Below are 14,856 nucleotides of genomic sequence, written 5' to 3' on the forward strand. Positions count from 1 at the left end.
CCCGGTTTTTGACCAGTTTTCTGGAGGTGAAATGGATGTATCCCGTCGAGGTTCAAGGACTAAAGAAGACCTACATCACTAGGAAGCGTGTAGGGCTCTTTAAAACAGTTGAGAGCCGTATAGAGGCACTCAAAGGCGTGTCCTTTAATGTAAACGAAGGCGAAATCCTCGGAATACTCGGACCAAACGGTGCCGGAAAATCTACCCTTGTCAAGATACTAGCTACGCTCCTCCTACCAGACGAAGGATCCGCAAAGATTCTTGGATATGACGTGGTAAAAGAGAGAGGAAAGGTAAGGAAACATATAGGCATATCTCTAAGTGTTGAAAAAGGCTTCTTCTATAAGTTGACAGCCCGGGAAAACCTAAAATATTTTGGAATGCTTTACGGACTCAGCGGTAAAAAGCTTGAAGAAAGAGTAAATGAAGCCCTAAAGGCCGTAGGGCTCCAGAACCAGGCGGAAAAGTTCTACGAGGAAATGTCTCTAGGAATGAAGGCAAGACTGAGCATAGCTAGAGCCCTGCTCCTTGACCCTCCCGTATTAATTCTGGACGAGCCTACACTTGGCCTAGATCCTGTGACATCCAGGCGTATAAGACACCTCTTGGTAAACCTCGCACACCAGAAACGAAAATCTATACTCTTAACGACTCATAACCTCTTCGAGGCAGAGCTTATATGCGACAGAGTAGCGATAATATCAGAAGGAAGAATTCTCGCCATCGACACCATCGATGAACTGAAGAAAAGGGTTGCAGACACAGTCTTCATAGAGGTACGACTACCAAGCATGTCGGGACTACAGGCACTAAACATCCTCAAAGATTTTCCAAGCAACGAGGTAAAAATCTACCACAGGAAGGGTATAGCAGAGAAAATAGTAATCTCGGTCCCAGTCTCCCAGGCTGAAGAAACAATGGAAAAATTACTCCACGAATTCAGGGCTTCAAGGCTAAAAGTCCGGAGCATAAGCATTCTTGAACCATCGCTAGAAGACGTATTTGTAAAGCTCACAGGCCAAAGAGGTGTTTAAGCTATGAAGCATTCATTCCTAAACATGTTAAGGGCGGGTCTGTTCTTCGAAGTCTCGATGCTAAAGAACAACAAGGGTTTATTATTCACATTACTTGCCAGGCCATACCTCGTCCTCCTTATGCTTTACTTCCTCTACCAGCAACTACAAGCAGAAATATCGCCAAAAGACCTCGTGCTACTCAGCCTCACTGTTACGGGATCGATAGATGTCCTCTGGGACATAGCAGGAAGAGGAATAATCCTAAGAATGCACGGCATTCTCCCATACTACACGGTAGTGCCAGAAGGTTTGCTTTTATCACTTACCATAACCTTCCTACCAAAATATCTCTTAGAAAACCTCCTGAAAACACTTGTATTCCTACCTTTACTTGTTATATACCTCGACTTACTAAGCGCCCTCGAATACGTAGCCGGGGTCTTTTTCCTACTCATACTTGGACTCTTGCCCCTAATAGGGCTAAGCATGCTTCTTGCAGGCTTAACACTCATGGCCAAAGAAGAATCACCCTGGCTAGACTGGATAACCCCCATAATCCTACTGGCTTCGGGAGCGATTTATCCTTTAAGCGTCCTTCCACCATGGCTCCAAGCAATCTCTAGGCTCTTGCCAACCACATACATCGTTGAAGCCGCCGACATGTTGACACAACATCTCGAAACAGGAGGATTCTTTACAAGCGTCATAGTCGCCATGATGATACTAACCATTGGATACAACATTGTCTCAGCGAGCCTAGCAAAGCGGGCCGAAGAAAAACTATTGGTAAGGGGGATATAGATGGGGAGGACCCGTGCAGTCATATGGCTCCATGCGATTAGAGCCAGAAGATACCTACTCTCCATGATTTCGAGCTCTCTTACAGACACTCTGTGGATAGTTACCCTACTCCTAGGCTTCGTCCTTTCAGGAAAAACACAGCTCCTCGCAGAAAACCTCCTGGGACTAATAGCCTGGACAATAATCTCGAACTCAGCATGGATGATAAGCGGCTGGGTAGACTACCTAGGAGTCCTAGGCCTCATAGAGGAACACGAAGCCAGAGGAACATCCGTCTTCCTAGTACTAACAGGCAGAATCATTCCTCTTCTCCTCTCCTCAGGAATAACTTCCACTATAACACTAATAATTTTCCGAATAGCTGGAGCCGAGATAGCCATACACTACCCCATTCACGTCTTGCTAACCCTTATACTACTAGTTGTGCAGTCCGCTGTATACGGGCTTCTGCTGGGGGCCCTAGCGCTAAAAACAGGTATCCCCGGATACATGTTCGACATTGCCAGCCTAGCGTTCCTAGGACTCGCACTCATGCCTATAAATGAAGAACGCCTGTCCCAAATAATTTTTGTACCACTCCTAGGCCCCCAGCTAGCCACGAAGCTTGCAGGCCAGCAACCACTGGATTCACATTTACTATTTTTGCTCTTTTTAACAACACTACTGCAGATACCAATACTATTGGTAGTAATAAAGAAAGTCTCGAGAGACATACAAAAAACCGGAATAAAGATAATTGGTGAACTATGACTACTTAATGGTCAAAAGGGAAGTCCCCAATCAGCATCTACGTTTTTTTTACCTTCAAATTCAAACCTTTAAACCCATTTTAATACATTGTAATATCATGCCTCTAGTTTTTACTCTATTTTCCATCTAAAATACTGATTATTTTTGTTTTTCTTTTATGAGGACAACTATGTAAAGAAAAATATATATGTTTTTCGATAGTTTTTATAACGACAAAAAATGCAAAAATCAAAAATTGGAATGTATGCCGCCGCCTCCCTTCTACTAGCAATCCTTTTCAGCTTTCTGGCATACCTAGTAATAAGCGATTTCGGCTACGTAACAGTAAACGACGTCAGATTCTATGGGCCAAACGGCGAAATGATTAGCGCTCACCTTTACGTTCCAGCCGACGCTACACCTCAAAAACCAGCTCCAGGAATACTAGCAATACATGGATACAATAACCAGAAAGACTATATGACAAATACTGCTCTCGAACTAGCAAGAAGAGGATACGTCGTACTATCAATCGACATGACTGGACACGGCTTCTCAGAGGGAAATGTGGGAGCTTTTTCCTACGGAGCCGTAGCTGGGCTCAACTATCTTAGGAGCCTTGCATATGTCGACAAAAACAACATTGGACTCGTAGGCATGTCTATGGGTGGCTGGGCAATACAGAGCGCGGCACTCGCAGTGCCAGATGGCTATAAAGCAATGTTCTACATGGATTCCTATGTCTTGCCCCCAACATTAGCTCCAAGGCTAAAGAATGTAGCGATACAGATGGCATTTGCAGATGAATTTACACCATTTTGGCTTCAGGTTCCAACTGGGAAAGACATACCAAAGTCCCCTGTACTAAAGCAAATATTCAATGTGACTGAAGATATTATACCAGGAAAAGTCTACGGAGATATATCCAAAGGAACAGCAAGAATACTATACGAACCATACATAGACCACGCAGCCTCAACCGATGACCCGACAAGCATTGGCAACGTGATAGAATGGTTCAGTATGACGCTCCAAGGAGGCAAAAAAATCCCGAGAAATGACCTGATATTCCCACTTAAACAGCTCTTTACAAGCCTGGCATTCCTCTCAGCAATGTTCTTCATATTCTCATTTGGAGGATACCTGCTCGAAACAGAAACATTCAAGGAGCTAAAGGGAACACCGCCCGAATACAAGGGCTTTACAGGCTACAGCTACTGGATAGCAGCGTTCATAACAACTGCACTTCCACCCCTACTATTTTTGCCGACATTCATCGAGTGGGGAATGAACCCCATGCTTCTAACAATATTCACGCCTCAAGCACCGACAAACAGGTATATGGCTTGGCAAGACACAGTCGCGCTTGTAACTGTAGTGTTGCTCGCGACATTCTACTATGCAAGCCTCAGGAAGAAAGGCTTCACACTACAACACACAGGACTGGATCTCTCACTCAAAACGGTGGCTAAGAGCTTCCTGTTCGCGGCCTTGACACTCCTACCACTCTACATAACACTCACCTACTGCTACGCCTTGTTCAGGACCCCATTCACGCTTGCAGGTCTACCTGAACCAGTCGTCCTGAGACCAATGAGTACAATTAGATTCACCTTTGCATTTACGTACTTCCTACCATTCCTCTTCTACTACCTAGTAACAGGAGTACTCTTCGCAGGATTCATGAGGTACAAAGAAGGAAAAGCAAGCCTAACAATGGAACTGCTCATAAACTCGTTAATTGTATCCTTAGGCTCAATAATATTCCTCCTTTACTACTACGTACCACTCTACATCGGAATGCCACAGACGCTTTCCTGGACATACGTTTATGGCGGAGTCCCACTTGCAATGATCTACTACATAGTTGTTCCAGTTGTTTCAATACTTACAATATGCATCTTAACGTACTTCTACAGGAAAACAGGCAAAGTGTGGCCCGGAGTATTCATAGCAACAATGCTAATAGTGTGGTACCACGTAGCATTTGCAGCCTTCCACATACCTATGCCACCTTAAAAAACAAATTATTTTTTCACAAACATTTTTTCCAAGAAGCTTTTTGGTTGCTTGATCTTTTTTCAGTTCCTTCGTCATTGTCTTCTGCTTTATTTCTAAGTACAACGAGAGATTAATGGACAAAACAAAATACACGAGATGATTAGAAAAGTATAGTTTTCGTCAACATTAAGTATTATTTAATAAGGTCTAACTAACTGTAGTTTGGAAACCCCGGCTATATCACTTAGAGAAAAATCCTCCACATATGTTTTCCCAATCGTGTGTGACTCTAGCGGCATTATACGACTCAAAATTTACATGCACTCGTATACTCTTCTCCACCCAAATGGAGAAGGGGTCGAACCTTAGACAAGTCATAAAGAGAGTTTTTCCACGCATCTCGCCTGACTCTCGCGGCTAATACTTCTCCCACAAACAAAGAGTGGTCACCACAAGGATACTCAGCCGCTACTCTGCACTCGATGCACGCCAGTGAATTCCTTATGCATGGAACCTTTACCCTGAGAGGTGTTAAACTTTCTATCCCATATGCTTTGAACTTGTCTATTTCGCTACCACTTGTCGAGCCAGTCTCTTCGACTAGCCCCAGCATTGTGGCTTCTACCGGGTTCAAGGTAAATTCTCCACTCTCCTTTATCAGTTTGTACGTGTATCTCTTTGGCGAAATCGCAACGGCAACCAGCGGCGGATTCACAGAGACAGGTGTGACCCATGCCGCGGGCATAACATTGGCTCTGCCATCTTTCCCAATTGAGACAACGAGGACCACGAGTTTGGGGTGCAGCAACCTGGTATGTTGCCTGGTTACTACTTCAACATATTCAGGTAGGCTCATACAATTGTTACTTTGCTGGATATGTATAAAAAAGATATGTTGCCAGCTATTCTAGTGAGAACTCTTCCGAGTGGGTCTTGATCTTCTTCTGTACTTTTTCTGGTAAGCTTTCGTCTTCGAGCCTCCTCTCCAGTGGCTTTACCACTACAACGCCGACGCCGTCCTCTATCTTTATCTCCCATGCCCTCAAGTCGTGGGCTGTCTGCCTCATTTTCTCGATAATGATGTACCTCGTGAGGACACCGTTGATCATTCTACGCTTAAAGTGGATGATTCCGTCGGCAATATGCTCAAGGCCCCAGCCAAAAGCGCTACCAGTCGTAATAGCATACTGGCTTGTAGCCATAATTGTGAACCCCCACTTGTTTAGTATCCTCTTGACAGTGTAGCTGTCCTCCCTAGCCTTGACAGGAGCCCTAAGCCAGAAAGCACTCATAGAGTCAATAACAAGCCTGCGGGCGTTTCTCCCCAGCTTTTTCTTTGCCTCTATAATCCTGCTAAGCATTTCCTCTACAGCGAGCTCGCGAAGGGTCCACTCGTCCTCCTTTTCTCGCATAAGGGCATCAATAATAACAAGCCTGCCAGACTCCAAAGCGCTCTGGAAATCCATCTTAAACTGCGCTGCCTGCCTCAGGATGCTCTCCCTGCTCTCCTCCGTAGTCACATATATCGCGCTTTCCCCAGCCCTCAAACCAGCCCATACAAAATGCAGACATGTAATAGTCTTACCTGTACCAGGCATCCCCACGAGGGCGACAAAGAAACCCTCTGGGATCCCGCCCCTCAAAAGGGCGTCCAGGCCAGGAATTCCCGTGGAAAGTCTTCTAACCTCCACATCTAACCATGTAATAAATCCCAAGTGAAATATTTCAGCCTTTCTCCCAGAAATTGCCACCATGTGTGTTGCGCTGTTTGGAGAACATTGATATGCGTTCCATGCTTCTCTGAGGTAAAAGCTCAAGGATCATGCTTGCCTGAAATACTTTTGTTAACTCTATACTTCAAGGCATCGCTTAAATCTTCGCCCCAGCCACCCAAAATCTGACTCTAGCCCTAGTCCTACGATTGAGTCCACTCTTTCGCTTGGTAAGCGAGAGGATATGCTTATTTCTTCCATGTTCCTGTCCCGAATTGCTTTCCTATTAGAGCTTAACCTCACATCCCACTTTTGGCTACATATCTACGTAACTTGTCTATAAGCGACTTGGGAACCACAAACCTGAGAATCTCCACCCATCCTTTATCCATTATATTTTTGCCTCAGAGTTAAGAGTTAATAAAGCTCTACGGTGCAGCGTTGTTAATAGAAATCAATCATATGTAAGACATCGTTTAAACTTTTAATTCCATCATATTTTCCGTCTCGTGAAACAAGTACTGCGCGAAGACCAGCCAATGATGGATTCTTGTAGTCGCTCTCTGGGTCATCCCCAACATGTAGTATTTCGTGTGGCCCTATCCCCAGCTCGCGCAGAATAGCCTTAAAGAACTCTGGGGGTTTGCCTGGGAGAGAGAAGTCCGAGGATGAGGAAAAAACCCTTACAAACCTCTTTTCTAGGAATGGGAAGCGCGAAAATACGAGACCGATAAAATCCCTCGCCGCGCTAGTGCTAAGCACCAGTTTAACATGGTTTGGCACGTTCTCGAAAAATTCTAGGGCATCCTCGTAAATTTCGACGAGCTTCCCCGCCTCGCTCAAAGCATATTCAAGCTCGTCCATCAAACCGAACCTCTGGAACCAGTACCTAGGAAGATACCACCTTAAATCTCCCTGCCCGACCTCGTCGTAAGACTGAAACACGACACGCTTTGCCGTCTCAATGTCCAAGCTATGTCTCTCGGCGTACAGCCTAGGAACAAGCTCTAGCCAAAAATAGTCCACATACTTCCTGCTGACGATGGTTCCGTCCATGTCTAGAGAGATATACTTAATGCCCACCATTAGACACCTTGTCAACGATGTTTTCAAAATAAAAATGTCTATTTATACGTAACAATAGAAAAAAGGATGCATTAGTTATGAGAAACTATTGGCTAAACTTTTTGCTTTTTCGAGTCTACTCCTAGCACCTGCAACCAAGAACCTGTAATCGCTTCCCAAGGCTATAAATTTGAAACCATTTTTCAATGCGAATTCTAAGGATTCATCGTCAGGACAATACATACCTCCAGGAACTCCGAGGCTCATTGAAACTTCGGCAACTTTTTCTATGGCTTTTCTTACAATCTCTTCTTTCCAAGACCTGTACCCATATGAAAACGATAGGTCATTTGGTCCAATAAAGAATGCATTTACTCCCTCAACCGAGAGTATATCCTCAATATTTTTGACGGCTTCTTGTGTCTCGATCTGGACGATTACTAGCACTTTGTCGGCATTGTCAAAATACTCATTTGTCTTTAAACCATAACTAGCGGCCCTACGGGGACCTACACCCCTAATGCCTTTTGGAGGATATCTCGTTGATGCAACAGCTTGTTTAGCATCTTCAGCTTTGTTGATTAATGGGAAGAGAATACCGGCAAATCCTAGGTCAAGGACGCGTTTTACATAAACAGGGTCGTTAAAGGGTACTCTTACTATGGGAGTAGTGTCCCCCCTTACGGCCATTAACATATATTCCAGCATTTGAAAGTCTAAAGGTGCATGTTCAACGTCAAACAAGAGCCAATCAAAACCGAGTAGAGAAAGCATTTCTGGAACTTCGGGATTTGCAATCGTTAACCAAGCACCCAGACTGATCTTGTTCTCAACCAAAAGTTTAGGCAGTCTTCCAAACATTTGTGTCAAGAAATACGTTCATTTCTTTTAAATAATTTTTATGCCAAACACATTCGGCGAAAAACATGAGGAAAGACCAAACAATGTATGGGGATAATAATTAAAATGCCCTGCCTATAAACAAATGTATGTACAAAGTTGCAATAGTGAATTCAAGGTCTTATGGAGTTGTTGCACCCGATGTTCTAGAAAACCTAAGAAGAGTTGCACAGGTTGATTTCTTGGACGTAGATAAAACCCTACGAGGTAAGCCGCTAGCTGAAAAACTCTCGGGCTATCATTTTATAATTGCAAGTGTAACACCGTTTTATGATCGAGAGTTTTTCGAACACCAGAAAGATGTTTTACTAATAGCGAGACACGGCATAGGATACGACAATGTAGATGTTACAGCGGCAACAGAGTACGGTGTCATTGTTACACGTGTCCCCGGATACAAGGAAAGAGATGCAGTAGCAGAATTAGCCGTCGCTTTATGCCTTAATGTTGCGAGAAAAGTCTGTTTATCCGCCGGCTATGTTCGGGAAGGGAAATGGTCGGAAAGAGGAAAAATTGTTGGAATAAACATTAAGGGCAAAACAGTCGGCATCGTAGGCCTAGGAAACATTGGCAGTAGAGTTGCAGAAATATTTTCTAGAGGATTCGAGGCTAGAGTCATAGCCTATGATCCCTATGTAAGCAAGGAGCAGGCCTTTAAAAGTGGAGCTGAGCTGGTAGATTTTGATACGCTTTTAAAAAATTCAGATATCATCTTGCTACATGCTGCTTTAACTAGGGAGAACTATCATCTCATCGGCGAGAAGGAAATAGAGAAAATGAAAAAAGGAGTAATAATAGTAAATGCAGCTAGAGGAGAACTAATCGATACAAATGCTTTGATTAAAGGACTCGAGACTGGAAAAATTGGAGGAGTTGGGCTTGATGTAATAGAAGGCGAACCCATTGGAGCTGATCATCCTCTTCTTAAGTTCCCGAATGTCATTATAACACCTCACATAGGTGCAAATACTTTAGAGGCTTTAAGAGGGATGGATGAATCAAATGCTAATGCAATCTTACAGGTCATACGGGGGGAACCACCCTTCGAGTACATAGTAAACAAAGAAGTTTTAGAAAAAGGAACAAGAGCAAAAATAAAGCTTAGTTCTCATTAAACAAAGGAATCAAACTATTTAAAACTTTTTTAAATTTTTCATATTGCTTCTCATAAACCAATCTGTTTTCAGAAGGAAGGGCTATCCTGTCGAAACGAAGATATTGGTCGAATTTAGTTAATTCGAAAGATGGATCCAGCGTTTCCAGAGCAACTAGCGCTGAGCCAAACAAAGCGGCATCTCCTCTAGTAAACGCCTTTATAGGCGTATTTAAAACGTCCGCCAATATTTGTAGCCATAGCTGGGACTGAGCACCGCCACCTGTAATTCTCACTTCTTTAAATCTTAAGTTGTTCTCCCTCAGAGCCTCATTGACAAGGTTCAGATTATAAGCGACTCCTTCCATGAATGCTCTCAAAATGTCTCTTTTTGTATGCCACTCTCTTAGTCCAAAAATTACAGCACTTGAGTTGTTACCAAAAATAGGGAATCTCTCTCCACTAAGGTATGGTAAGAAAATAATGCCGTTTGCCCCTGGAGGTGAAAGCATTGCCTCTCTGTCCAGAATCTCATATACACTTATGCCTAGATCTTGGGCCAATACTTTCTCTAAGCCTCCCAAAGAATCCCTGAACCACCTTAAGACAACGCCACCGCTGTTTACTGCTCCACCCGGGAGCCAAGTTTTCTTTAAAGAATAGTATGTTTGGAATCGCATATAGGGAGACTTATCAATGACCGGATACGGGCTTGCAACTCTAAGCATCGTGCTAGTAGATAAATGAGAAGTAGCTATCTCTTGATTCAAACCGCCTAATCCAATAGAGACCGCTGCTCCATCAAAAACTCCTGCTACAATGGGAGCCCCAGATTTTATCCCAAGTTCGTTAGCGATGCTTACAGGTAAGTCTCCTATAATTGTGTTAGGCTCCACCAACCTTGGCAATATGCCAGGGTCTATACCAATCGATTCGATAAGGTCGAAATCCCAATCGAGAGAATACATATTGAGGAGTTGCGAACCAGAAGCTGAACTTCTATCCATAACTTTTTCTCCAATAAGACGCAGAAACAAAAAACCCTTAGCATCCAGAATAGTTTTTGTCTTTTCGAGAAGCGTCTTCTTCTCTTGTAGTAACCAAAACAACTTCGCTAATTGATATATATATAAAGGAGGACATCCAGTCCTCCTGTAAACCTCAAACGGATCTAAAGTCTTATAAAGCCTAGGAAGATACTTTGCTGGTCTTCTGTCAAGCCATGTAAATATATTTGTTAATGGTCTGTTTTGTGAATCTAACCCGATAAGACCAAACAGGTATCCAGAAACAACTATTCCATCTATCTCCTCCATATTTGCTTTTCGAATTGTCTCCTTGACAGTCTCTTTAAATATTCCCCATAAATAATCGGCGCTGTGCTCTGCTGCTTCAGGCTCTGGTCTTAAAAGGGGAACTTCAATTGTATTGAATCCCTTCACTCCATCTCCTTCAAAATCAATTAAACCTGATTTTACTGTGCTAGTTCCTATATCAACTGCTAGTATTCTCATATCTAGTGTTCTTCCATTCTAAGCCTACAAGAGAACTTAAAATTTTTGCCTCAGATCTTCGAATATGCTCCGCCAGAGTAGCCTTTGACACACCAAGCTCCTTTGCTAAATCAGTTAAGGAAAACTTTCTGGGCCAGTCGAAGTAGCCCCGAATCACTGCACGAGAAATTACTTCTCGTTGCAAAGGAGTTAATTTTGAAAAAATGTCTGCTTGAAGAATTAGTTTATACGAATCATTTATAGCTTCACAGATGTATGAAGTTTGAAATCTTAAAATATCACCCCTCTTTGCCAACTTTTCGGTTATTACTTTTGGATCCTCTTCAGATATAAGGTAAAACTTTCTAACTCCGTTCCTAATTAAGTAGGGAAAAATGACAAAATTCCCAGAACCTAGAGTATACGCGTAAAAATCACAGCTGTCTTTTTCTATTACAAAAGTCAGAGAGGATTTCGACTTCATTAATATCTTCACTTTTCCTGTGTCTTCTTTATTGAGTACCTTGCTAAATTCATCTACATGTTTCTTCTTCTGTGGCATTAGCGAGTAGACCAAAGTCTTTGATTTACTATCGTCGTATGTTATGCCTAGAACCAAAATCTCTACTCCTGGTATTTTCGAGAGTTCTGCTAAAGTACTCTGGTAAGGTCGCATATATATGAGATAAGGTCTGTGCATTGTAAACCTGCATTCATAGAATTAATCTTTCTATTTAAAACTTTTCTGGAAAGGCAAATATGTTTGGCTCCATAGTTAAATAAGGGTAACTTTATCGTTGGATTCGATGAATGAGAAAAAACTGTATGGTATCTTACCACCACTTATAACTCCATTCGATGAGAAGGGAGAAGTCAAGACAGACACTCTTAGTCGACTTATTGAATTTACTTATCCATATGTCCATGGCTACTATGTTTGTGGCACTTATGGTCTAGGACCTATAATGAGAATAGATCAAAGAAAAATAGTTGCTGAAAAAATAATGGAATTTGTCAAAGGGTCAAAGACTGTAGTTATACATGTCGGTTCAACAGACACAGAGACTGCAGTCCAATTGGCTAGGCACGCGGAAGATATCGGTGCAGATGCTGTTGCTAGTGTTCCTCCTTTCTACTATGCGCACCCGGACTCTCATGTTGTGGAGTATTTTAAAGACATAGTAGCCTCTGTCACGATACCAGTTTACGCATACAACAATCCACAAAGAGTTGGCTATCAAATTAACCCTCAACTTGCACTTAAGCTAAAAAATGTAGGGGTAGTTGGTATTAAAGACAGTAGCTTTGATATTCAACAGTTTATAGAATATAAGGTAACAGTGGGAAAAGATTTCGACGTAGTCGTTGGTACAGAGGCTCTTATGGTTCCTGGCTATGTTTTAGGAGCACGTGCATTTATTCCTGGAATGTCGAATTATGCCCCTGAAGTAGTTTATAAACTATTTAAGTTGCTCGAGGAAAATGATCTTGAGAAGGCTGTAGAACTTCAGTTCATGATAAACAAGTTCCGAAAAGAACTCCATAGACTGGGTTCCACAATTCCTCTCGTGTACACACTTATGAAACTGCGGGGAGTAGATGCCGGTTTGCCCAGAAAACCCTTCATCCCTCTTCCTGAAGAGTTAAAACATGACGTCAAAGCCCTCTTGGAGGAATTACTAAATGAGCGAAATTATGGATAGCCAAACAAGTTTGGCTATAAATATTAATGGTAAAGTATAATAATACACCTTGATGAGCCAAAAAAACAATACAAAAATAATTGCCATTGCTGTTTTAGTCGTCCTAATAATAGCAGGCATTGGCTTCTTTCTAATGCAGCAACCTAAGCAGCCACAGCCTACAACTCCACAGCAACCAACAACCCCCTCCCAACAAACCGCTACAACTAGGCCTAAACTAGTTATCTGGGGAAGAAGCACATTTACACCACCTCAGATGTATTGGATTGAAAAGAAAGTTCGTGAGTGGGCGGCAAAGAATAACGTGGATGTTGAAATAACATGGTTATCGGTAACAGATATTGGAAAGAAGCTTATTGCAGCTGTTGAAGCAGGAAACCCGCCTGACATAGTGATAAATGGTCACCCGGTTGCTATTTTCGCGGAGAAAGGATTATTGATACAAATAGATGACATTATCGAGAAACTAAATAAAAGCGACATATATGAAATAAAACTCAAAGAATGCGAATGGAGCGGTCACTACTATTGCCTTCCCACAATGTTTGAAGCCACCTGGCTACATGTCCGCTGGGACATAGTCAAAAAAGCAAATGCAGAAAACCTATTCCCATTAAAAACACTAGATGACTTCTATACTGCTGCAAAAGTCTTAAACCAAGTAGAGCCTGGAGTGTATGGAGTAGGTCTACCCTTAGGATTGAACGGCTACGATACATGGTGGACCTTCCTACACTTCTGGGGAGGATACGGGGGAGGAATGCTAACAGATAGAAGTGTAGCTGGAGTTATAATGGATAAAGAGCCATATCGAACGGGTCTCAAAAAAGCTTTTGAAATAGAAAGGAAGATATGGCTTGAGAAATTAACTCCGCCAGATAGTGATCAATGGGTCGATGCATCCAACAACAATGCCTACCTTCAAGGAAAAATTGCAATGACAATGAATCCGGCAAGCATATGGTATGCAGTAATGACACAGAATCCTGCTCTAGCAGCAAACACCAAATTATTCTTGTTGCCAGTCTCAGTAGACTGTGGCGACGAAAGCGTTTTCATATTCAAAACAACAAAATATCCAGACCTTGCAAAAGACCTGGTTTACTACTTATATGCCGACAAAGAAGACTATCGTAAAGGATTCTGTGAAGCCTCAGGCCTCTATGCGCTCCCCATATTTAAGTCCCAAATGCAGGTAATCTCCAAAGACTGGAAAGCAGGCAAGTATCCTGCCCTCGGTGAAGACCCAGCAAAAGCGGTCGAAAAAATCAAATTCATGGAAACAGCGGCCTTCCCGTTAGGTGAGAGAACAACACCTAGCGAGACATTTAGAGAAGGGTTCACGTGGAACGAAATGATTCAGAGAGTAGTCATCAAAGGAGAGGATCCAGACAAAGTCATAGACGAGTATGCAGCAAAGCTGAGGGAAGAAGTTAAAAGAGTATATGGAGGATAAAAAATTATTTTTCTTTTTTGGTGATTTTTCTATGTCGAAAACTACTCGATCACTTTATAACTGGATCTATGTTCTGCCTACCCTAGTCTTGATTATCTTCATCTTCATAATCCCGATAGCATATAACATATGGCTGAGCTTTCAAGAAAAAACTATAGGTGGAGAAGCCGTTTTTGCTGGTCTCAAGAATTATCAACGATTGCTAGCATCTTCTATGTTTTATAAGTCTGTTGGTAATTCTTTGTTGTATACTTTTATTTCTGTGACTTCTAAGGCATTAATTGGCTTAGGAGTAGCTCTACTCCTTAACAAGAAATTCTGGGGAAGAGGCTTCTTAAGAGGTTTCTCAATTCTTCCATGGGCTTTCCCGTCTTTCGTTGTAGCAGTTTTGTTCTGGTTCAACTATGACTACAGAGGTACATTCAACACGATATTCAAAATGTTAGGTTTACAGCCTGTACACTGGATGAGCTATGAGAATGCTATGTGGTCAGTTATCCTTATAAATATATGGCATGGATGGCCCTTCTTCTTTATGGGTTATCTAGCTGGTCTACAAGCTATCCCCACAGACCTGTATGAGGCGGCTGAGATTGACGGGGCCAATGTTTACCAGAAATTTATTCATATAACTGTTCCGCAATTAAAACAAGTTCTCTTGACCGTGATGTTGCTCTCAACGATGTGGACGCTGGGAGAATTTACACAAATTTACATGACTACTGGTGGTGGTCCAGTTGACGCAACTTTGACGATACCAATGGCTACATATAAAATAGCTTTTCTTACGGAAATTAATTTCCCGCTTGCCGCTGCATATACTATATTAGTACTACCAATTTACTTGTTCCTAATATATTTCACTTTAAAGCAAATGGGTGAATAAA

Annotated in this window: 14 protein-coding genes; 8 read left to right on the forward strand and 6 right to left on the reverse strand. The window is 42.3% G+C overall.

The window, feature by feature from the left end:
• Positions 1-35: 35 nt before the first annotated feature.
• The 4 genes from N186_RS06680 to N186_RS06695 all read left to right on the forward strand — a co-directional run bounded on the left by N186_RS06680 (position 36) and on the right by N186_RS06695 (position 4,565).
• On the forward strand, positions 36-1,034 hold the full coding sequence (locus N186_RS06680; protein ID WP_020963023.1) for an ABC transporter ATP-binding protein: 999 nt from the start codon (positions 36-38) through the stop codon (positions 1,032-1,034).
• 3 nt (positions 1,035-1,037) lie between these two features.
• The gene (locus tag N186_RS06685; RefSeq protein WP_020963024.1) at positions 1,038-1,817 is read left to right on the forward strand and encodes a hypothetical protein; all 780 of its coding nucleotides are present in this window, start codon (positions 1,038-1,040) and stop codon (positions 1,815-1,817) included.
• Positions 1,818-2,567: a hypothetical protein gene (locus tag N186_RS06690; protein ID WP_020963025.1), complete on the forward strand. Its 750-nt coding sequence runs from the start codon at positions 1,818-1,820 to the stop codon at positions 2,565-2,567. It begins immediately after the preceding gene.
• Positions 2,568-2,786: 219 nt separating this feature from the next.
• The gene (locus N186_RS06695; protein WP_020963026.1) at positions 2,787-4,565 is read left to right on the forward strand and encodes an alpha/beta hydrolase family protein; all 1,779 of its coding nucleotides are present in this window, start codon (positions 2,787-2,789) and stop codon (positions 4,563-4,565) included.
• Between the two features lie 289 nt (positions 4,566-4,854).
• On the opposite strand, the gene N186_RS06700 is transcribed toward N186_RS06695, so the two are convergent.
• The 4 genes from N186_RS06700 to N186_RS06715 all read right to left on the reverse strand — a co-directional run bounded on the left by N186_RS06700 (position 4,855) and on the right by N186_RS06715 (position 8,185).
• Positions 4,855-5,403, reverse strand: coding sequence for a flavin reductase family protein (locus N186_RS06700; protein ID WP_020963027.1), 549 nt, complete (start codon positions 5,401-5,403; stop codon positions 4,855-4,857).
• A gap of 46 nt (positions 5,404-5,449) precedes the next feature.
• Positions 5,450-6,238 carry a KaiC domain-containing protein gene (locus N186_RS06705; protein ID WP_052885683.1) on the reverse strand — a complete coding sequence of 263 codons (789 nt, stop codon included), beginning with the start codon at positions 6,236-6,238 and terminating at the stop codon, positions 5,450-5,452.
• A gap of 465 nt (positions 6,239-6,703) precedes the next feature.
• The gene (locus N186_RS06710; RefSeq protein WP_020963029.1) at positions 6,704-7,345 is read right to left on the reverse strand and encodes an HAD family hydrolase; all 642 of its coding nucleotides are present in this window, start codon (positions 7,343-7,345) and stop codon (positions 6,704-6,706) included.
• A gap of 75 nt (positions 7,346-7,420) precedes the next feature.
• Positions 7,421-8,185: an HpcH/HpaI aldolase family protein gene (locus N186_RS06715; RefSeq protein ID WP_020963030.1), complete on the reverse strand. Its 765-nt coding sequence runs from the start codon at positions 8,183-8,185 to the stop codon at positions 7,421-7,423.
• 128 nt (positions 8,186-8,313) lie between these two features.
• Between N186_RS06715 and N186_RS06720 the strand changes: the two genes are divergently transcribed.
• Positions 8,314-9,339, forward strand: a complete 1,026-nt coding sequence (locus N186_RS06720; protein WP_020963031.1) for a D-isomer specific 2-hydroxyacid dehydrogenase family protein — start codon at positions 8,314-8,316, stop codon at positions 9,337-9,339.
• Here the strand turns inward: N186_RS06720 and N186_RS06725 are convergent.
• Positions 9,326-10,831 carry a gluconokinase gene (locus tag N186_RS06725; RefSeq protein ID WP_020963032.1) on the reverse strand — a complete coding sequence of 502 codons (1,506 nt, stop codon included), beginning with the start codon at positions 10,829-10,831 and terminating at the stop codon, positions 9,326-9,328. The genes N186_RS06720 and N186_RS06725 overlap by 14 nt on opposite strands.
• Positions 10,812-11,429 carry a helix-turn-helix domain-containing protein gene (locus tag N186_RS06730; RefSeq protein ID WP_187147007.1) on the reverse strand — a complete coding sequence of 206 codons (618 nt, stop codon included), beginning with the start codon at positions 11,427-11,429 and terminating at the stop codon, positions 10,812-10,814. The genes N186_RS06725 and N186_RS06730 overlap by 20 nt, the downstream gene beginning before the upstream one ends.
• Before the next feature lie 187 nt (positions 11,430-11,616).
• Here N186_RS06730 and N186_RS06735 point away from each other — a divergent pair, with 187 nt between their 5' ends.
• Genes N186_RS06735 through N186_RS06745 form a run of 3 tightly spaced genes read left to right on the forward strand, consistent with a single transcriptional unit; the run spans position 11,617 to position 14,855 of the window.
• Positions 11,617-12,513: a dihydrodipicolinate synthase family protein gene (locus N186_RS06735; protein WP_020963034.1), complete on the forward strand. Its 897-nt coding sequence runs from the start codon at positions 11,617-11,619 to the stop codon at positions 12,511-12,513.
• Between the two features lie 52 nt (positions 12,514-12,565).
• Entirely contained in the window at positions 12,566-13,969 is a 1,404-nt protein-coding gene (locus N186_RS06740) for an ABC transporter substrate-binding protein (protein WP_020963035.1), read from the forward strand.
• A 31-nt stretch (positions 13,970-14,000) separates the two neighbouring features.
• Positions 14,001-14,855, forward strand: coding sequence for a carbohydrate ABC transporter permease (locus N186_RS06745; protein WP_052885550.1), 855 nt, complete (start codon positions 14,001-14,003; stop codon positions 14,853-14,855).
• The last annotated feature ends 1 nt before the right edge of the window (position 14,856 follow it).

Origin of the sequence: Thermofilum adornatum (genome assembly GCF_000446015.1) — an archaeon.
GTDB classification, from domain to species: domain Archaea; phylum Thermoproteota; class Thermoprotei; order Thermofilales; family Thermofilaceae; genus Thermofilum; species Thermofilum adornatum.

Coding starts and splice junctions, on each gene's coding strand:
- N186_RS06720 (WP_020963031.1), top strand. CDS start 8,314: ATGTACAAAGTTGCAATAGTGAATTCAAGGTCTTATGGAGTTGTTGCA.
- N186_RS06695 (WP_020963026.1), top strand. CDS start 2,787: ATGCAAAAATCAAAAATTGGAATGTATGCCGCCGCCTCCCTTCTACTA.
- N186_RS06710 (WP_020963029.1), bottom strand. CDS start 7,345: ATGGTGGGCATTAAGTATATCTCTCTAGACATGGACGGAACCATCGTC.
- N186_RS06690 (WP_020963025.1), top strand. CDS start 1,818: ATGGGGAGGACCCGTGCAGTCATATGGCTCCATGCGATTAGAGCCAGA.
- N186_RS06740 (WP_020963035.1), top strand. CDS start 12,566: ATGAGCCAAAAAAACAATACAAAAATAATTGCCATTGCTGTTTTAGTC.
- N186_RS06715 (WP_020963030.1), bottom strand. CDS start 8,185: ATGTTTGGAAGACTGCCTAAACTTTTGGTTGAGAACAAGATCAGTCTG.
- N186_RS06685 (WP_020963024.1), top strand. CDS start 1,038: ATGAAGCATTCATTCCTAAACATGTTAAGGGCGGGTCTGTTCTTCGAA.
- N186_RS06745 (WP_052885550.1), top strand. CDS start 14,001: ATGTCGAAAACTACTCGATCACTTTATAACTGGATCTATGTTCTGCCT.
- N186_RS06680 (WP_020963023.1), top strand. CDS start 36: ATGTATCCCGTCGAGGTTCAAGGACTAAAGAAGACCTACATCACTAGG.
- N186_RS06735 (WP_020963034.1), top strand. CDS start 11,617: ATGAATGAGAAAAAACTGTATGGTATCTTACCACCACTTATAACTCCA.
- N186_RS06725 (WP_020963032.1), bottom strand. CDS start 10,831: ATGAGAATACTAGCAGTTGATATAGGAACTAGCACAGTAAAATCAGGT.
- N186_RS06700 (WP_020963027.1), bottom strand. CDS start 5,403: ATGAGCCTACCTGAATATGTTGAAGTAGTAACCAGGCAACATACCAGG.